16 protein-coding genes are annotated in these 17,715 nt (G+C 69.0%); 9 read left to right on the top strand and 7 right to left on the bottom strand.

All coding sequences use genetic code 11. The features are described 5' to 3' along the window. Position 1: 1 nt before the first annotated feature. Complete coding sequence (locus ACZ6O0_RS28540) at positions 2–937, bottom strand: patatin-like phospholipase family protein (RefSeq protein ID WP_465768067.1); 936 nt, start codon at positions 935–937, stop codon at positions 2–4. A 65-nt stretch (positions 938–1,002) separates the two neighbouring features. Here ACZ6O0_RS28540 and ACZ6O0_RS28545 point away from each other — a divergent pair, with 65 nt between their 5' ends. Further along, positions 1,003–1,593, top strand: a complete 591-nt coding sequence (locus ACZ6O0_RS28545) for a TetR/AcrR family transcriptional regulator (protein WP_465768068.1) — start codon at positions 1,003–1,005, stop codon at positions 1,591–1,593. A gap of 35 nt (positions 1,594–1,628) precedes the next feature. On the opposite strand, the gene ACZ6O0_RS28550 is transcribed toward ACZ6O0_RS28545, so the two are convergent. Next, entirely contained in the window at positions 1,629–3,608 is a 1,980-nt protein-coding gene (locus ACZ6O0_RS28550) for a protein meaA (protein ID WP_465768069.1), read from the bottom strand. 75 nt (positions 3,609–3,683) lie between these two features. After that, the gene (locus ACZ6O0_RS28555) at positions 3,684–4,058 is read right to left on the bottom strand and encodes an STAS domain-containing protein (protein ID WP_465768070.1); all 375 of its coding nucleotides are present in this window, start codon (positions 4,056–4,058) and stop codon (positions 3,684–3,686) included. A 126-nt stretch (positions 4,059–4,184) separates the two neighbouring features. On the opposite strand from ACZ6O0_RS28555, the gene ACZ6O0_RS28560 reads away from it, so the two are divergent. The 5 genes from ACZ6O0_RS28560 to sppA all read left to right on the top strand — a co-directional run bounded on the left by ACZ6O0_RS28560 (position 4,185) and on the right by sppA (position 9,234). Then, a complete protein-coding gene (locus ACZ6O0_RS28560; protein WP_465768071.1) occupies positions 4,185–4,517 on the top strand; it encodes a hypothetical protein in 333 nt (110 codons plus the stop codon). 176 nt (positions 4,518–4,693) lie between these two features. Continuing rightward, positions 4,694–5,314, top strand: a complete 621-nt coding sequence (locus ACZ6O0_RS28565) for an RNA polymerase sigma factor (protein WP_465768072.1) — start codon at positions 4,694–4,696, stop codon at positions 5,312–5,314. After that, positions 5,311–6,441: a CU044_5270 family protein gene (locus ACZ6O0_RS28570; RefSeq protein WP_465768073.1), complete on the top strand. Its 1,131-nt coding sequence runs from the start codon at positions 5,311–5,313 to the stop codon at positions 6,439–6,441. Before ACZ6O0_RS28565 ends, ACZ6O0_RS28570 begins: the two co-directional genes overlap by 4 nt. A 110-nt stretch (positions 6,442–6,551) precedes the next feature. Further along, positions 6,552–7,502 (top strand): hypothetical protein, encoded by a 951-nt coding sequence (locus ACZ6O0_RS28575; RefSeq protein WP_465768074.1) that lies wholly within the window; start codon positions 6,552–6,554, stop codon positions 7,500–7,502. A 79-nt stretch (positions 7,503–7,581) separates the two neighbouring features. Then, entirely contained in the window at positions 7,582–9,234 is a 1,653-nt protein-coding gene (sppA, locus tag ACZ6O0_RS28580) for a signal peptide peptidase SppA (protein WP_465768075.1), read from the top strand. On the opposite strand, the gene ACZ6O0_RS28585 is transcribed toward sppA, so the two are convergent. Then, the gene (locus ACZ6O0_RS28585; protein WP_465768076.1) at positions 9,231–9,815 is read right to left on the bottom strand and encodes a cob(I)yrinic acid a,c-diamide adenosyltransferase; all 585 of its coding nucleotides are present in this window, start codon (positions 9,813–9,815) and stop codon (positions 9,231–9,233) included. The two genes, sppA and ACZ6O0_RS28585, sit on opposite strands and share 4 nt — an antisense overlap. Before the next feature lie 49 nt (positions 9,816–9,864). Between ACZ6O0_RS28585 and murA the strand changes: the two genes are divergently transcribed. Further along, positions 9,865–11,151 (top strand): UDP-N-acetylglucosamine 1-carboxyvinyltransferase, encoded by a 1,287-nt coding sequence (gene murA, locus ACZ6O0_RS28590; RefSeq protein WP_465768077.1) that lies wholly within the window; start codon positions 9,865–9,867, stop codon positions 11,149–11,151. Between the two features lie 70 nt (positions 11,152–11,221). After that, positions 11,222–12,391 (top strand): enoyl-[acyl-carrier-protein] reductase FabV, encoded by a 1,170-nt coding sequence (fabV, locus tag ACZ6O0_RS28595; protein WP_465768078.1) that lies wholly within the window; start codon positions 11,222–11,224, stop codon positions 12,389–12,391. Between the two features lie 59 nt (positions 12,392–12,450). Here fabV and ACZ6O0_RS28600 read toward each other — a convergent pair whose 3' ends face one another. Beyond that, entirely contained in the window at positions 12,451–13,002 is a 552-nt protein-coding gene (locus ACZ6O0_RS28600) for a CGNR zinc finger domain-containing protein (RefSeq protein WP_465768079.1), read from the bottom strand. Positions 13,003–13,093: 91 nt separating this feature from the next. Between ACZ6O0_RS28600 and ACZ6O0_RS28605 the strand changes: the two genes are divergently transcribed. After that, entirely contained in the window at positions 13,094–14,353 is a 1,260-nt protein-coding gene (locus ACZ6O0_RS28605) for an MFS transporter (protein WP_465768080.1), read from the top strand. Here ACZ6O0_RS28605 and ACZ6O0_RS28610 read toward each other — a convergent pair. Both ACZ6O0_RS28610 and ACZ6O0_RS28615 read right to left on the bottom strand, forming a co-directional pair. Next, on the bottom strand, positions 14,340–16,841 hold the full coding sequence (locus tag ACZ6O0_RS28610) for a DEAD/DEAH box helicase (protein WP_465768081.1): 2,502 nt from the start codon (positions 16,839–16,841) through the stop codon (positions 14,340–14,342). The two genes, ACZ6O0_RS28605 and ACZ6O0_RS28610, sit on opposite strands and share 14 nt — an antisense overlap. Next, positions 16,841–17,689, bottom strand: a complete 849-nt coding sequence (locus tag ACZ6O0_RS28615) for an ATP-grasp domain-containing protein (protein ID WP_465768082.1) — start codon at positions 17,687–17,689, stop codon at positions 16,841–16,843. Before ACZ6O0_RS28615 ends, ACZ6O0_RS28610 begins: the two co-directional genes overlap by 1 nt. Between the last annotated feature and the right edge of the window lie 26 nt (positions 17,690–17,715).

Consider the following 17,715-nt stretch of genomic DNA (forward strand, 5'->3'; position numbering starts at 1 on the left):
CTCAGAGTGCTAATTCGACGGTGGCCGCCAACACGTCGAGCGCGGCCTGCCGACCGGTATCCACGGCGGTCCGCAGGGGGCCTGGGCGCCGCTCGGTGCGGCTGATGCGAACGCTGCCGAACGGCGGGCGGATCTGAACGGTCGCAGGGTGGGACGCGAGCAAACGCTCTTCCTCTGCGCGGATCTCGACGCGATGCAGCCATGGCTCGAGGGCGCCTGGAGCGTACCGCGCGAACCATCGCGACATCAGCATCCGCTCGGCGCGGGACGGAGCCGACTGGGTCTCGTCCACCCGTCGCGTGCGCAGCGCGACGATGTGCGTGGCCTGCTGTGCAAGAGCCGTGCGTACGGGCGTGCCTTCGCTCAGCCCGGCGTCGACGTACGCGCGTCCGTCGATCATGACCGGTTCGCCGGCGAGAAGGGGCATCGCGGCCGATGCACGCAGCGCGGCCTGCAGGCTCGGTTGGTCGTGGATGTGCTCATACAGGTCGACGCCCTTGCCGGTCAGAGCGTCCGTGGCGATTGGGTGGAGCTCGACGGGGCTGTCGAGGATGTCGTCGAAACCCATCGGCATGATCTCGGTGTAGACGGTGTGGACCAGGTAGCGCGTGTCCACCACCGGCCGGCGGCGCAGGGCACGGCGTGGGTTGATGGTCGTCCCCATGATCATGGGATCCCACCAGGCGTGCATGGTGCTTTCGGCCCGACCGCACAGCAGCCAGGCTGCGTTCAGTGCTCCGGCGGAGCTTCCGTAGACGACATCGAACATCGGCAACAATCCGAGCTGCTCGATGGCGATCGTCATGCCACTGGAGTAGGCGCCGCGCGAGCTCCCGCCCTCGATCAGCAGCACCAGGCGCGCGTCGTCGGTGCGGTGTCCGGGGACGCTTCCCTGTTCTCTGCGGTCACGCAGCAACTGAAGGACGGTTTCGGTCACTCGACCTTTATACATCGTTTTGTATCAGCGTTCCATAACGTTGATCTGGATGCTATCGTCGGGGCGTGCCCAGGGTGAAGCAGCGCACCGAAGCTCTGCATGAGCGCGGGCTGGCGAGTGCGATGGCGGTGCTCGACGAGGAGGGTGTGGGCGGCCTGACCACGCGGACCGTGGCGCGCCGCGCGAACGCTTCCGTTCCGGCGATCTACGAGGTCTTCGGCGACAAGGCGGGGCTGATCCGGGAGGTCTTCTTCGAGGGATTCCGGATGCTGGGAGACGACTTGGCGGCGCTGCCCCCGAGCGCGGATCCACTCGAGGCGCTTCGCCGGCTGGCCGATGCGTTCCGCGCGTTCATCCTGGCGAATCCGGTGCTCGCCGAGGTCATGTTCTCCCGGCCGTTCGCCGACTTCGATCCCACGAAGGACGAGGCGAAGGCCGGCGTCAAGGTGCGCAAGATCTTCGTCCAGCACGTCCGCACCGCCGTCGACGCCGGCCAACTCTCCGGCGATCCGACCGACCTCGCCCTCATCCTCTTCACCTTCACCGAGGGCCTGGCCGCCGCCGAGAACGCCCACCGCCTCGGCACCTCCACCCAATCCACCAACCGCCGCTGGCACCTCGGCCTCAACGCCCTACTCAAAGGCTTCCAGCATTAGGGCGCGACGGAGGCCTGGCCGCGAACGCGCGGCGGTTAGAGCTTGTGGGCTTGGCGGATTACGTCGATGACGTTGGACATCATGCCGGTGAGGTCGTAGTCCTTGGGGGTGTAGACGGCGGCTACGCCGGCCGTGATCAGGGCTTTGGCGTCGGCTTCGGGGACTATGCCGCCTACTACGACGGGGACGTCTTCGAGGCCGGCTTGGCGGAGGCCTTCTACTACCTGGGGGACGAGTTCCATGTGGGAGCCGGAGAGGATGGAGAGGCCTACGCAGTGGACGTCTTCGGCGACGGCGGCGGCGACGATCTGCTCGGGGGTGAGGCGGATGCCTTGGTAGATGACCTCGAAGCCGACGTCGCGGGCGCGGACTGCTACCTGCTCGGCGCCGTTGGAGTGGCCGTCGAGGCCGGGCTTGCCGACCAGGAGGCGCAGGCGGCCGCCGAGTTCCTCGGACGTCGCGGCGACCTTCGAGCGGACAGAAGCGATCGCCTCGCCGCCGCCGGACACGCCGACCGAGCCGGATACCCCGGTCGGTGCGCGGTACTCGCCGTACATCTCCCGCAGCACACCCGCCCACTCCCCCGTGGTCACACCGGCACGGGCGCACTCCAGCGTGACCGGCATGAGGTTGTCGGTGGTCTTGGCGGCGGCCCGCAACTTGGTCAGGGCCGTTTCGACAGCCGTGTCGTCGCGCTCGGACCGCCACTTCCGCAGTGACTCCAACGCGGCTGACTCAGCGGCCGGATCGACGGTCTGGATGGCGGTGTCGAGGTCCGCGGTCAGCGGCGACGGCTCGGTGTTCTCGAACTTGTTCACACCGACCACAACCTGCTCACCGGACTCGATCCGCTGCCGCCGTTCGGCATGGGAAGCGACCAGCGCCTGTTTCAAGTAACCGCTCTCGACGGCCGCAACCGCACCGCCCATCGCCTGCACCCGGTCGATCTCCTCGAGCGCACCGGTGACCAGTTCGCCGACCTTCGCCTCGATGACGTGCGATCCGTCGAAGATGTCGTCGTACTCGAGCAGATCGGACTCGTAGGCCAGCACCTGTTGCATCCGCAGCGACCACTGCTGGTCCCACGGACGTGGCAAGCCGAGCGCCTCGTTCCACGCCGGCAGCTGGACCGCGCGGGCCCGGGCGTTCTTCGAAAGCGTGACCCCGAGCATCTCGAGCACGATCCGCTGGACGTTGTTCTCCGGCTGTGCCTCGGTCAACCCGAGCGAGTTCACCTGTACGCCGTACCGCAGCCGGCGAGCCTTCGCGTCGGTCACGCCGTACCGCTGATGGGTCAGGTCGTCCCAGAGCCGGACGAACGCCCGCATCTTGCAGGTCTCCTCGATGAACCGCACACCGGCGTTGACGAAGAACGAGATCCGCTGGACCACGTCACCGAACCGCTCCGGCGGGACCTGCCCGGAGTCACGGACCCGGTCCAGTACGGCGATCGCGGTCGACAGAGCGAACGCCAGCTCCTGGACCGGGGTCGCCCCCGCCTCCTGCAAGTGGTAGCTACAGATGTTGATCGGGTTCCACTTCGGCACCTGAGCGACCGTGTAAGCGATCACATCCGTGGTCAGCCGCAGCGACGCGTCCGGGGGGAACGCGTACGTGCCGCGGGACAGGTACTCCTTGACGATGTCGTTCTGCGTCGTCCCGGTCAGCTCGTCGGGCAGCGCGCCCTGCTCCTGCGCGGCGACCTGGTAGAGCGCGAGCAGCCACATCGCGGTCGCGTTGATCGTCATCGACGTGTTCATCTGCGCGAGCGGGATCTGGTCGAACAGCGCCCGGACGTCGCCGAGGTGCGCGATCGGTACGCCGACCTTCCCGACCTCACCCTTGGCCAGCGGGTGATCCGCGTCGTACCCGGTCTGGGTCGGGAGATCGAACGCGACCGACAGCCCGGTCTGGCCCTTGGCCAGGTTCCGCCGGAACAACGCGTTCGACTCGGCCGCGGACGAATGGCCCGCGTACGTCCGCATCACCCACGGTCGATCCTTCTCGGTCGCCATGTACCCGAGAGTAGGACCGTGTTCCCTGGTGAGTCCGCACCTCGTGACCGGTGTCACCAGGGGTGTGGATCACACTCAGGCGCTGATCGGCAGTGGACTGCGTTCGACGTGCAGGATGCGGTGCAGGCGGGTGACCGCGAGGATGCGCACGACCGAAGGCATCGGGTGCCACAGCACGAGCTGACGGCCGAGCAACTGGGTCCGGCGGTGGGTGGCGACGAGCAGGCCGAGGCCGGTCGCGTCGACCGCGTCGACGGTTTCCAGGTCGACGATGACGTCGCCGACAGAAGTGTCGATCAGGTTGTTCAGGGTCTGCCGGACGTCGCCCACGGAGCGGACGTCCAGGATGCCGGTCAGATGGACGACGTTCTCCTCGACCGGGATCGCCGGCACGGGCGAGGAGGAGGTCGTGGTGCGCAGAGTTGTTGTGTCAGGGGTCGGTGCGAGCATGTCCGTGCCCTCCGCTCTTCCGGCGGCCCCCGAGTCATCGGCCGCGTGGCAGCGTTTGTGTTGGTAAAGACTCCCTGGCGAGACAGAAGGTTGCCAAGACCTCACGATCTTTTCTTTCGCGAGACAATGGTGTCCGTGTTCGCCGATGAGTACTTCCTCTTTCCGGTGGTGGCCATCGCCCTGGCCGGACTGATGGTACTGCTCTGTCGTTGGGCTTTCTCGAAGGCGAAGGGCGGGTCGCTGGTTCGCCGGATCGATCTCGGCCCCGCGGATCGGGACGCGTTCGGGCTGCTGATCGATGTCCGAACCGTGCGTACGTACAACGAGGCCCGGGTCACCGTATCGAAGCTGAAGGATTTTGGCATCAAGGCGACGGCCGCGCGGACGAAAGACGGCTGGACTGTCTACGTCTGGCCGAACGACGAGGCCGCGGCGCGCGGACTGCTCGACGCTTCCTGATTCTTCACGCATTTTCCTCGGGATGTCCTCCGGGGAGCGCTCTCGCGCGTCCTTTTCCCGGCAGGTCAGGGATTTCGGCGCAGCGAACTGCGCTATCCGGCATCGACAAGGGTTCTGGGGACATCGGACAAGAAGAAGGTGAGCCGACCGGCAGCGCACCAGATGTGAGGAGTTCGATGACGCCCGACCTGGCCCTGGCGACCCTGGCGTTCCCCGGCCGGCCGCGGACAAGCGCCGTACCGGCCGATTCCGACGCGGATGCGGACGGGCGGGCGCTGGAGGCGTCGGTGCGGGAGCCGGACCGGTTCACGGTGATCTTCGATCGGTACTTCGGTCAGGTGCACGCGTACGTCGCACGCCGGCTGGGGACCGATATCGCCGACGATCTGGCCGCGGAGACATTTCTCATAGCGTTCCGGCAGCGGGAGAAGTTCGACCGGCGGAACGGAGTGGTGCGGGCCTGGCTCTACGGCATCGCGACGAACCTCATCCGCCGGCACCGCCGCGACGAGGTCCGCGCCTGGCGGGCGCTCGCGAAACTGCCGTTGCCGGTCCCGGCGAGCGCTCCCGAGGACCGGATCGCCGCCCAGGTCACGGCCCAGGGCGCGAGTCGCGAGCTCGCCGCCGCGCTCGCCACGCTCAACGCCAAGGATCGCGAGGTGCTGCTCCTGGTGGCCCTCGGCGATCTCACGTACGACGAGGTCGCGGCGGCGCTCGGGATCGCGTACGGCACCGTCTGCTCCCGCTTGTCCCGGGCCCGCCGGACTCTCCGCACGCACCTCGAGGACCCGTCATGAACGACTTCGAGCACCTCCGCAAGGCGTTCCCGCAACAGGACGCCCCCACTCCGGAAGCGGCCGCCGCCGCGCGGCAGCAGGTCGAGGCGTTGATCCGCGAAGCGAAGTCCGAGAAGCCCCACGTCCTCAGTGGAATCGTTCGGGCCGGGTGGCTGGGGACTGCTGTCACGGCAGCGACTGCGCTGGTGGCTGTGGTGGGCCTCGGAGGCGCGTTGCTCGTCGATGGTCCTGGGGATGGCGACGCTGCCGTGCCTGGCACCGGTGAGACGACGACGGCGCCGCGGCTGATGACGGCCGCCCAGGTGCTGATCGCGGCGGCCGTGCGGCAGGAAGTGGACGAGAAGGTCTCGGGGAAGTTCTTCCGGGTGCGGAGTCTGCAGGTCAGCGCGACGACCCGGGTGGGGAACCCGAGGTACACGCTCGAACGGCGATCCATCACCGAGAGCTGGATGCCGATGAAGCCCGGCGTCCAGTCGTGGTTCGGCTGGGTGAACCTCGCCTACCGGCCGGCGACCGCGAACGACGTCACGAAGTGGCAGGCCCAGGGATCGCCGCAGTCCTGGCAGCTGCCGTACGAGGTGGACCCCATCACCACGAAGGACGGCGTACCGGTGGTGAACAAGATGTCGTTCCGCGACGTCCCGCCCGGCTATTACCTGACCGGTGACAGACCACTGAGTGCCCAGCAGATCGCGGCGCTGCCGACCGACCCGGTCGCGCTCCGCCAGGTGCTCGCCAGGAGTGTCGGTCCGGGTGAGAGCGAGGACCTGCGGAACTACGCCGTCTTCGCCGCGGCCGGCCGGCTCCTGTTCGAGCTGCCGTCGCCGCCGAAGCTCCGCGGCGCCGCCCTGCGCGTGCTGGCGGCGCTGCCCGGCACCCACATCCGCACCGGCGTGAAGGACCCGATCGGCCGTGTCGGCACCGAGATCACTCTGACCGCGGACCTGTCGAGGCCGAGCAGTCAGAAGACGTTCCTGTTCCGCGGCGGCGCGACCTACATCATCGATCCCGCCACCGGCCGCCTGCTCAGCTCCTCGATCGGCGGGCCGAAGCCCGGCTCCACCGTCGTCCTCGAGTCCGGCTGGACCGACGAGAAGCCCACGCCACCGTCGGCCAAAGTCGGCTAGTCCCCGCCGCCACGGTTCGTCAAATCCTGGCTGTAACACCGGGTGTCGTGAAAACGATGTACGAGCGCATGCCCGAGGGGGCATCGAGAACTCGAAAGGTATCTCTCTAGATGACCATGCGAAGTGTTGCGCTGACGATGGCCGGGCTCAGCCTGGTCGCGGCAGCGGCGGTCCCCGTGACCGCGGGCGCGACCAAGCCGGAGCCGGAGTCCTTCCGGTCTGCCGGCAAGGCCGCGGCCAAGCTGCCGACCACCGCCGCGGAGGCCGCCACCGCGGCCTGCGGCGTGTCGGTCGGCGCCGTCAACGCCGTCGGTACCGCCGGCGGCTACGACATCACTGCCACCAAGCCACCGACGGTGGCGGCTCTCGACCAGTACAAGCTCTTCGGCGTCCGGGCCAGCTCCACCTGGTACCTGGAGTCCGACCGGAGCAGCGACACGTTCTACGGCATGATCCTGCAGGCCGGGAACCTCTACGCCGCGGTCACCAAGTACACGGGCACGGCCACCACGCCGACCGTCCGGGCGACCAAGCTGGGTTCCGGCTGGAGCGGTTTCAGCCAGATCACCGACTCCAACTACGTGTACGGCGCCAGGCCGCACTACTTCCTGTACGGCCTGCACACCAACGGCTCGCTCTACCGCTACACAGTGGCGGGCGCGCCCAGGGCGTACGGCTCGGCGCCGGGCTTCGGTTCCGTCAAGGCGATGACGGTGATCGCCGAGACCCCGACGTACGACACCCTGCTCGTGAACACCCGGGGCGGGGCCCTGTACACGGTCCGGGTGCCGGTCACCGTTCCGATGAAGCCGATCGTGACGCAGGTCCGGGCCAGCGGGTTCGGCTCGTACGAGTCGCTGGTGGCCCAGCGGTGCGGCGCCAGCAGCACGCTGCTGACCGCGCTCGACACCGACACCAACCTGGGCACCGTGTTCGCCGTCAGCCGCACCACCGGCCCGACCACGGTGATCAGGAGCTACGGCAGCTTCCAGGCGACGTTCGGCGCGAAGGTCAACTTCCTGCTGACCGGAGCCTACGGTCCGCAGCGCGTCGGCGACTGATCGAGTAGTTGCACTCCCTGCCCCGCTCGGCTCCCTGCCGAGCGGGGCAGGTCTTTTGTGGCGGGTCTAGGGTCGGAGTATGGCGACTCTGCTCGAGCTGGATCTGACCCGCGGTGTCCTCGAGACGCCGCCCACCTCGCCGGTGGCGGCGTTCCGCGCACGCCATCTGCCGACGCTGCGGGAGCTGGTGGCGGCCCTGCGGAAGGGAGCCCGCGACGACGCGGTGGTCGGCGTGGTCGCCCACCTGGGCGGGCAGCGGCTGTCGCTGGCCCAGGTGCAGGACCTCCGCGAGGCGGTCGCCGATTTCCGTACGTCGGGCAAGCCGGCGGTCGCGTGGACCGAGTCGTTCGGCGAGACCGGCTACGGCACGGTCCCGTACTACCTGGCCACCGCGTTCGACGAGATCTGGGTCCAGCCGTCCGGCGATCTCGGCATCACCGGCGTCTCGGTGCAGGCGGTCTTCATCCGCGGTGCGCTCGACAAGGCGGGCGTGATCCCGCAGTTCGGCAAGCGGCGTGAGTACAAGACCGCGGCCGACACCTTCACCGAGAAGGAGATGACCGCACCGGCCCGCGAGATGGCGTCGCGGCTTGCGGAGTCGGCGTACGAACAGATCGTCGAGGGGATCGCCGTACGGCGGCGTCTGGACACCGCACGCGTGCGGGAACTCGTGGACAGCGCACCACTGCACGCCCAGGCCGGACTGGACGCGGGACTCGTCGATCGGCTCGGTTATCGCTCAGATGTGTACGACGAACTGCAGAAGCAGCTCGACTACGACGCGCGGCTGCTGGCCGAGCGCTACATCCGGCGTGGTCCGCGCACTCTGCCGGAGCTGCGCAAGACACTCCCGTGGCCGGCCAAGCCGCTCGTGGCCGTCGTACGGGTGTCCGGCGGCATCACTGTGGGCCGGAACTCCAGTAGCCCACTCGGCGGGCCGGGGTCGGGTTCTGACACGGTCGGCGCCGCACTGCGCGCGGTGGCGGACAACGAGAAGGTCAAGGCCGTCGTACTGCGCGTCGACAGCCCGGGCGGTTCGTACGTCGCGTCGGACGCCATCCGGAACGAGGTGCTGCGGTTGCGGTCGACCGGTCGTCCGGTGATCGCGTCGATGGGCAGTGTGGCGGCCTCCGGTGGGTACTTCGTGTCGATGCCGGCCGATGTGATCGTCGCGCAGCCGGGCACGATCACCGGGTCGATCGGCGTGCTGACGGGCAAGGGCGTGGTCCGCGACGCGCTGGCGCGGATCGGGATCTCCCAGGAGGCCGTGTCGGAAGGCGAGAACGCGCGGATGTACTCGGCGCAGGAAGAGTTCACCGACGAGCAGTGGGCGCGGGTGGAGGAGACCCTCGACCGCATCTACAAGGACTTCGTCGCCAAAGCGGCTCAGGACCGCGGCCTGCCCGAGGAGCAGCTGGAAGCGCTCGCCCGCGGCCGGGTCTGGACCGGTGCCGACGCGCACGCCCGCAAACTCGTCGACGAGCTCGGCGGCTTTCAGCACGCGCTCACGCTGGCCTGCAACCGCGCCGGTCTGGACCGCGATGAGATCGCCCTGGCCAACGTCCCGCACCGCAACCTGCTGGATCAGCTGCGCGCACCGACGACAACCGACGACCTGGCCGTCACGGCGCAGCCGTTGACTGTCGACGGCCTGACCGCCGGTCTCTACAGCGCTCTGGGCCTGCCGCCCGCCGGTCTGCTCCGGATGCCGCTGAACTGGGAACTGGGCTAGGGAGTCCGCTCGCCGCCCGGCACCCAGAGGACGTCGCCGCCGGAGGAGAGGTTGGCGACGCGGCCGAGGATGAACAACAGGTCGGACAGGCGGTTCAGGTACGTGATGGCGAGCAGGTTGACCGACGGGCCGTGCGCCTCGACCGCGGTCCAGCCGGCCCGCTCGGCCCGGCGGACCACGGTGCGGGCGACGTTCAGGTAGGCGGCGCCCTCGGTGCCGCCGGGCAGGATGAACGAGCGCAGCTTGGTCAGCCGCCCGTTGTAGTCGTCGCACCAGCCCTCGAGCCGGTCGATGTACTCCTGGGTGATGCGCAGCGGCGGATACTCCGGATTCGGCGTGATCGGGTTGCACAGGTCGGCACCGACGTCGAAGAGGTCGTTCTGGATCCGGGTCAGCAGCACCACCAGCGTGCTGTTCAGGTGGCCGGCCGCGATCGCGACACCGATGGCCGAGTTCGCCTCGTCCACCTCGCCGTACGCCGCCAGCCGCGGATCGGTCTTCGAGGTCGAGGAGTTGTCGCCCAGGCGGGTCTCGCCGGCGTCACCGGTGCGCGTGTAGATCCGCGTCAAGTTCACTGCCATGCCAGGACTCTACGCAAAGCCCGCCACCGTCAAACGCTACAGTCGACCGGTGGAACGGTTTCGGATCGCAGGTGAGGCCAGGCTCGAGGGAGCCGTCGAAGTCGCCGGGGCGAAGAACAGTGTGCTCAAGCTGATGGCGGCTGCCCTGCTGGCGGAGGGTACGACGACGCTGCGCGGCGTACCGGGGATCCTCGACGTCACCTTCATGGCCCAGCTGCTGGACACCCTCGGGTGCTCGGTGAAGGTGGACGCGGACGATCAGATCGCGACCATCGCCGTACCGCAGGAGATCGGGCACCAGTGCGACTACGAGCTGGTGCGCAAGCTGCGGGCGTCGATCTCGGTGCTCGGACCGCTGCTGGCCCGCTGCGGCCGGGCGGAGGTGGCGCTGCCGGGTGGTGACAACATCGGCTCCCGCGGGCTGAACATGCACGTCGCCGGGCTGGAGGCGATGGGCGCGAAGGTGCACATCGAGCACGGCTTCGTGATCGCCGAGGCGCCGCAGGGCCTGCACGGCGCCGAGGTCTGGCTGGACTTCCCGAGTGTCGGCGCGACCGAGACGATCATGATGGCCGCGGTGATGGCCCGCGGTACGACGATCATCGAGAACGCCGCGCGGGAGCCGGAGATCCAGGACATCGCCGCGATGCTGAGCGCGATGGGCGCCCAGATCGACGGCGCCGGCTCGCCCCGGATCGAGGTCACCGGCGTGTCCGGTCTACTCCGGCCGGTCGACCACACCGTGGTGCCGGACCGGATCGTGTCCGGCAGCTGGGCGTTCGCGGCGGCGATCACCAAGGGCGACGTGACGATCACGAACGGCCACGCCGAGCACCTGGAGCTGCCGCTGGACAAGCTGCACAAGGCCGGCGCCGAGATCAGCGTGGAGACGTCCGGCTTCCGGGTCCGGATGCACGACCGGCCGAAGCCGGTGGACGTGGTCACGCTCCCCTACCCCGGCTTCGCGACCGATCTGCAGGCGTTCGTGATCGCGCTGAACGCGCTGAGCGACGGCGCGGCGATGGTGACGGAGAACCTCTTCGAGGGGCGGTTCACGTTCGCGCAGGAGCTGACCCGACTCGGGGCGCAGATCCAGACCGACGGTCATCACGCCGTGGTTCGCGGAGTGCCGCGGCTTTCCGGTGCTCCGGTGGTGGCCAGTGACATCCGGGCCGGCGCGGCGCTGGTGCTCGCCGGGCTCGCGGCCGAGGGCGAGACGCTCGTGTCCGCGGCGCACCACGTGCACCGCGGGTACACCGACTTCGCCGGCAACCTCCGCCGCCTCGGCGCGGACGTCACCGTCGAGCCGGACGACGCGGAACTGTACTGGAACTGACCCCGCCTTTTCGGTGCATTCTTCCGGCACTCCGCCGTGCTGGCCGATCTGGCGGGTTAGGGTCGTCCGCATGAGTGAGCGTGTGGTCAAGCCCGTGGGCCGTGGATTCCTGTTCCTGGACTCGCATCCAGCCGGGTGTGCGCGGCTCGTCCGCGACCTGGCGGACCAGGTCGAGCGTCGCGCGCCGGAACGCCGTACGGCGCTCGTGATCGGCTCCAGCTCCGGGTACGGTCTCGCCACCACGATCGCCGGTCTGGCGCGGTACGGGATCGATGGGATCGGCATCTCGTTCGAGAAGGCGCCGACCGCCCGCCGGACCGCGACCGCGGGCTGGTATCGCACGGCCGAGACCGCCACGCTGGCGAAGGAGTTCGGCCGCGACTTCCGCTTCGTCAACGCGGATGCGTTCGCGGACACCACGAAGACCGAGGTGCTCGACCTGATCGCCGAGCGGTGGGGTGGCATCGACCACCTGATCTACAGCGTCGCCGCACCGCGCCGGGTCGATCCGCGCAACGGCGAGACCTACCAGTCGGCGATCAGGGCGATCGGGTCCGCGCACACCACCAAGAGCCTCGCCTTCGACGACGGTGAACCGGTCCTGCAGGAGGTCGGGATCGAGGTCGCCACCGACGTCGAGGTCGCCCAGACGATCAAGGTGATGGGCGGCGAGGACTGGTCCCGCTGGGTCTCCGCACTCGAGGAGCGCGGCCTGCTGAAGCCTGGCTTCAACACCGTCGCTCTGACGTACATCGGCTCCGAGCTCACCGGCCCGATCTACCGCCAGGGCTCGATCGGCGCCGCCAAGGCCGACCTCGAGCAGACCGCGCTGACTCTGAGCAAGAACGGCATTCAGGCGATGACCTCGGTGAACGGTGCCGCCGTCACCCAGGCGTCGTCCGCCATCCCCGGGATCGGCCTCTACGTCAGCCTCCTCCACAACGTCCTCGGCGATGGCTTGCAGAGCCCGGTCCAGCAGTCGATCTCGCTCTGGGACCAGCTCACCGGTGAGGCTCCGCTGGACCTGGACGACGACGGCCGCATCCGCCTGGACCGCTGGGAACTGAACGACGAGACCCAGACCGCCGTCCGCGCCCAATGGGAGTCCGCGACTCAGGACAACATCGCCGAGGTGGCCGACACGGCGTGGTTCTTCGCGGAGGTGCGGCGGCTGTACGGCTTCGACGTACCGGGCGTCGACTACGAAGCCCCAGCCGAGGTCGACGTCACCTGGCCGTAGGACGGGCCAGCCCCCAACGTCTCCTGGCTGGACAGCCCGCTCGGCCGCGGTGCTTGGGGTCAGTTGCGGGCGCGGTATTTGCGCATCTTGTTGCGGGAGCCGCAGAGGGACATCGTGCACCAGCGGCTGCGGCCTGCCGGGCTGCGGTCGTAGTAGACCCAGCGGCAGGTGTCGGCGGCGCACGCCTTGAGGCGTGGCCAGGTGCCGGCCGCGACGGATGCGGTGATGTCCGCCGCGAGCCTGGCGACCAGGGCCTGCACGTTGCGCAGCCCGTCGGCCGGGCGGATCGTCGCGTCCCCGTCGGCTGACAACGCCAACCGCAGCGGCGCCTCGGCGAGCAGCCGGTCGAGAACCGCGAGCGACCCGGCCGGTACGTCGACCCCGGCGTGCGCCTGACAGACGTCGCGGATCGCCTCCCGGAGGATCAGCACCTCGTCGAGGTCAGCCTGGTCGAACCGCAGGTCGGCCAGCCCGTGGTCGGCACAGAACGTGGCCAGGTCCGCGGGCTTCTCCAGGACGTCCCGCTCCATCTCCAGGTCGACGGTGTTGACCAGGTCCTGGACGAGCGCCAGCGGCTCCGGAGCCGGAGTGCGCTCGCCTGGCTGGATCACGGTTGCCACGTTACTGCTCATAGGGCATGATCCGGTAACGGTTACCGGATCAGCCCATGTATCGGTAACGAGAACCTGGTGAGACGGAGGCATGCGTGACGGTGGACGGGCACTGGATGAGGCGGAGGCTGGGGTAACGGTGGACGGCGACTTCAAGCGGTTCTGGGCAGGTCAGACGGTCTCCGCGGTCGGCACGCACGTGACGGCGGTCGCGCTGCCGCTGACCGCCGCGCTCACCCTGGACACGGGCGCGGCCGGAGTGAGCGCGATCGCGACCGCGAGCTACCTGCCCAGCGCGGTGCTCCCCCTGCTGGCCGGGCATTGGCTGGAGGGCCGGCGCAAGCGCGGCGTGATGATCGCGGCCGACCTGATCCGCACGGCCGCGATCGCGGTCGTCCCGCTCGCCTGGGCCTTCGACCAACTCACGCTGCCCTTGCTGGTCGTCGTCGCGTTCCTCGTCGGCGCGGCGAGCGTGGTGTTCGACATCGCGTCGTTCGCGTACCTGCCGGACTTCGTCCCCGAGCACGAACTCCCGGCGGCCAACCGGGCGCTGCAGGGCTCGTCGACAGCAGCCCAGGTCGGCGGTCCTGGTCTGTCAGGCCTCCTCGTGCAGCTCCTCGGTCCGGCGATCGCACTCCTGGTCGACGCTGTCTCGTACGTGGCCAGCGCAGTCGGCATCGCGTCCGCGCGACGGCCCGAGTCGCCACCCCACGCGACCGACGACCGTCCCGGCCTTTGGGAAGGGGTGCGCCAGATCAAGGTGAGTCCGTTCCTGCGATCGCTGACCGCGCACGCCGCGCTGTACAACGCCTCCGCGCAGATCCTCGTCGTGAACCTCGTCATCCTCGCCGTGAAGGAACGCGGCCTCTCCGCCGGCGGGTACGGCGTCGCTCTCAGCGCGGGCGGCGCCGGCGCGTTCGTCGGCGCGATGCTCGGCCTCCGCCTGGCCAAGCGACTCGGCTACGGTCGCGCCTTCGGCACCTCGCTCATCCTGTCCACCGGGCTCCCGCTCCTGCTGGCGTTCATCCCCGGCCGCGGCGTGCAGTACGGCGTGCTCCTCGGGGTGATCCAGTTCCTCGCCGGCATCGGCCTCGGCAGTGCGAACGTCCTCTCGGTGACGATCAGGCAACTGCTGATCCCCCGCACAGCCCTTGCCCGCAGCAACGGCGCCTACCGCACTTTCACCTTCGGAGTCCTCCCGATCGGCGCCGCACTGGGCGGTGTCCTCGGCAGCACCTTCGGCACCACCGCGGCCGTCGCCGTAGGCGCAGCCGGCATCGCCCTGTCCGCCCTCCCGATGCTCGTCAGAGAGGTCAGAACCCTGGAAACCCCAGTGACTACAACGGTTTGAAGGAGGCCAGTTCCAGGACCAGGTCGCCGGCTTCGTCGGAGGCGGCGAGGTCGACCGAGGCGGTGATGCGCCAGTCGTGGTTGCCTTCGGGGTCGTCGATGATCTGCTGGACTTCCCAGTAGCCGGGGTGTTCCTCGATCAGGAACAGTGCCGGCCCACGGGCGGCCGGGCCGGTGCCGACCACGTCGTGTTCCGCGTAGTACGCCGTACCCGCTTCCGCCCAGCGCGCGGCGTCCCAGCCGGCGTCGGCGTCGAGCTGGCCCAGCTCGGCCCACCGGTGCAGCGCGAGCAGCTCGACACGGCGGAACATCGCGTTGCGGACGAGAACCCGGAAAGCCCTGGTATTCAAGGTGATCCGGCGCGGACCCGTCGGCGTGACCTCGGCCTCCGGCTCGTCGGTGGGGTTGGTCAGCTCCTCCCACTCGTCGAGCAGGCTGGAGTCGGTCTGCCGGACCACTTCGCCGAGCCACTCGATCAGGTCGGTCAGGTCCTCGTTCACCTTGTCCGGCGGCACGGTCTGCCGCAGCGCCTTGTACGCGTCGCTCAGGTAGCGCAGTACGACGCCCTCCGAGCGCGCCAGCCCGTAGAACCCGATGAACTCGCCGAACGTCATCGCCCGCTCGAACATGTCCCGGACCACCGCCTTCGGCGACAACCCGGTCTCCGCGATCCACGGATGCGTCTGCCGGTACATCTCGAACGTTGCCTCGAGCAACTCGTTGAGCGGCTTCGGCCAGCTGACGTCCTCGAGCAGCTCCATCCGCTCGTCGTACTCGATGCCCTCGGCCTTCATCGCGTTCACGGCCTCGCCGCGGGCGTGGTGCTCCTGCGCCCACAGCACCGCTCGCGGATCCTCGAGGGTCGCCTCGACGACCGACACGACGTCGAGCGCGTACGACGGATCGTCCGGATCGAGCAGATCCAGCGCGGCCAGTGCGAACGTCGACAGCGGCTGGTTGAGGCTGAAGTCCTTCTGCAGGTCGACGGTCAGCCGCAGGGTGCGGCCGTTCTCGTCGGGTTCCGACAGCCGCTCGACCACACCGGCTGTGAGCAGCGTCCGGTAGATCTGGATCGCGCGCCGGATCAGCCGGACCTGCACCTTGGAGTCTTCGTGGTTGTCGCGGAGCAGGTGCCGCATGCTCTCGAACGCGTTGCCGTCGCGGGCGATGACGTTGAGCAGCATCGCGTGGCTGACCCGCATCCGCGACTGCAACGCCTCCGGCTCGGCCGCGACCAGGCGGTCGAACGTGTCCTCGCCCCAGGTGACGAACCCCTCCGGCGGCTTCTTCCGCTGCACCTTGCGCTGCTTCTTCGGATCGTCGCCGGCCTTGGCCAGCGCCTTCACGTTCTCCACCACGTGATCCGGCGCTTGTACGACGACAGTCCCGGACGTGTCGTACCCGGCCCGGCCGGCCCGGCCCGCGATCTGGTGGAACTCTCGCGCTTTCAGGATCCGTTGGCGGCGTCCGTCGTACTTGCTCAGCGCCGTGAGTACGACGGTCCGGATCGGGACGTTGATGCCGACCCCGAGGGTGTCGGTGCCGCAGATGACCTTGAGCAGGCCGGCCTGGGCGAGCTGCTCGACCAGCCGGCGGTACTTCGGCAGCATGCCGGCGTGGTGGACACCGATGCCGTGCTTGACCAACCGCTGCAGGGTCCGGCCGAAGCCCTTGCTGAACCGGAAGTTGCCGATGAGCTCGTTGATCTTCTCCTTCTCCTCCTTCGAGGAGACGTTGATGCTCATCAGCGCCTGGGCTCGTTCGAGCGCGGCGGCCTGGGTGAAGTGGACGACGTACACCGGGGCCTGGTGGGTGGTGAGGAGTTCCTCGAGCGTCTCGTGCAGCGCGGTGGTGACGTACTTGTAGATCAGCGGCACCGGGCGTTCGCCGGACGCGACGATCGCGGTCGGGCGGCCGGTGCGGCGGGAGAGGTCGATCTTGAACCGCTCGACGTCGCCGAGGGTCGCTGACATCAGGACGAACTGGGCGTTCGGCAGCTCCAGCAGCGGGACCTGCCACGCCCAGCCGCGGTCGGGCTCGGAGTAGAAGTGGAACTCGTCCATCACCACCTGGCCGACGTCGGCGGCCGAGCCTTCGCGCAGCGCGACGTTGGCCAGCACCTCGGCCGTGCAGCAGATGATCGGCGCGCCGGCGTTCACCGAAGCATCGCCGGTCAGCATGCCGACCTTGTCTGCGCCGAACACGTCGCACAGGGCGAAGAACTTCTCCGACACCAGCGCCTTGATCGGCGCGGTGTAGAAGGTCCGCTGCCCGTTCGCGAGCGCGGCGAAGTGCGCCCCGGTGGCGACCAGGCTCTTCCCGGACCCGGTCGGCGTCGACAGGATCACGTTCGATCCCGTCATCACCTCGATCAACGCCTCTTCCTGCGCCGGATACAACGAGATCCCCTGCTCACCCACCCACCGCGCGAACGCGTCGTACAGGTCATCAGGCTCAGTCGTCCCCGGCACTTGCTCAGTCAGCGTCATCACTGACCATTGTCCCTTACCTCCTGGAACAACCGCTCGACGAGGTCGTCCGGCTCCCGCGAGCCCGGCCAGTCACTCACCTGCCCGTCCCCCAGCTCGACCACCCGCCACACACCATCCGCGCGCCGGACGAGGTCGACCGTGACGAACGGCAGCGCCAGCCCGGCAATCAGCGGCTCGATCTCCACCAGATCCACGCCGGCCGGCGCCTCGTCCGGCGTATCCGGATGCGGAGTCACCAGCGCACACCGACCGCCGATCCACCACGTGCGCGCCTCCGCACCGGCGAACTCCTCGAACTGCCGCAGGACGAAGCCACCGGTGAAGGAATCCTCCCGCAGCTCGAGAAAGCGCCGAGCTACTCGCTCGACCGCCGCGGCGTCGGCAACGTCCGGGATGTAGGCGGCCTCAGCCCAGTAGTGCTTCATCGACTTCACGTAGTCCCGCAGGACGGCAGGCCCTTCGCCGAGTCCCTTGGCCGCGGACACCAACTCGTCGACGTCGTCGCCCGTGGTCCAGACAGACTTCGGCGTCACCGACCGGAGTACGTCGTACCAGCCGGGGAGCTCATGAGCCGTCCGGTAGTTGGCCGGGGTGGTCCGCAGCGTGACCCCGCGGTCGGCGAGTGCTTCGGCGAAGGCGTCGTACTCGGGCGCGGTCATCATCCAGCCGCGGTAGACCGCATCGTCGGCGGCGGGCACGCCCGCGACCGCCTGGTCCGGGTGGGACAGGGCGTCGTGGTCGATGCGAGCGACCGGGATACCTCGGCGTCGGGCCGCGGCGGCCTGGGGCGCGAAGTGCGGATCGACGCGGCGGGGGTTGAGCGGGTCCAGGGGGACGAGCAGCATGCGGCTGATTGTCCCTGGACCCGCTC

The organism is Kribbella sp. NPDC048837 (assembly GCF_055586945.1).

What these genes read in the sequence shown, in the direction of transcription:
- ACZ6O0_RS28565 (WP_465768072.1), top strand. Translation starts at nt 4,694, where the DNA reads ATGACGCCCGACCTGGCCCTGGCGACCCTGGCGTTCCCCGGCCGGCCG.
- ACZ6O0_RS28615 (WP_465768082.1), bottom strand. Translation starts at nt 17,689, where the DNA reads ATGCTGCTCGTCCCCCTGGACCCGCTCAACCCCCGCCGCGTCGATCCG.
- ACZ6O0_RS28550 (WP_465768069.1), bottom strand. Translation starts at nt 3,608, where the DNA reads ATGGCGACCGAGAAGGATCGACCGTGGGTGATGCGGACGTACGCGGGC.
- ACZ6O0_RS28610 (WP_465768081.1), bottom strand. Translation starts at nt 16,841, where the DNA reads ATGACGCTGACTGAGCAAGTGCCGGGGACGACTGAGCCTGATGACCTG.
- ACZ6O0_RS28575 (WP_465768074.1), top strand. Translation starts at nt 6,552, where the DNA reads ATGACCATGCGAAGTGTTGCGCTGACGATGGCCGGGCTCAGCCTGGTC.
- fabV (WP_465768078.1), top strand. Translation starts at nt 11,222, where the DNA reads ATGAGTGAGCGTGTGGTCAAGCCCGTGGGCCGTGGATTCCTGTTCCTG.
- ACZ6O0_RS28560 (WP_465768071.1), top strand. Translation starts at nt 4,185, where the DNA reads ATGGTGTCCGTGTTCGCCGATGAGTACTTCCTCTTTCCGGTGGTGGCC.
- ACZ6O0_RS28605 (WP_465768080.1), top strand. Translation starts at nt 13,094, where the DNA reads ATGCGTGACGGTGGACGGGCACTGGATGAGGCGGAGGCTGGGGTAACG.
- ACZ6O0_RS28585 (WP_465768076.1), bottom strand. Translation starts at nt 9,815, where the DNA reads ATGGCAGTGAACTTGACGCGGATCTACACGCGCACCGGTGACGCCGGC.
- sppA (WP_465768075.1), top strand. Translation starts at nt 7,582, where the DNA reads ATGGCGACTCTGCTCGAGCTGGATCTGACCCGCGGTGTCCTCGAGACG.
- ACZ6O0_RS28555 (WP_465768070.1), bottom strand. Translation starts at nt 4,058, where the DNA reads ATGCTCGCACCGACCCCTGACACAACAACTCTGCGCACCACGACCTCC.
- ACZ6O0_RS28570 (WP_465768073.1), top strand. Translation starts at nt 5,311, where the DNA reads ATGAACGACTTCGAGCACCTCCGCAAGGCGTTCCCGCAACAGGACGCC.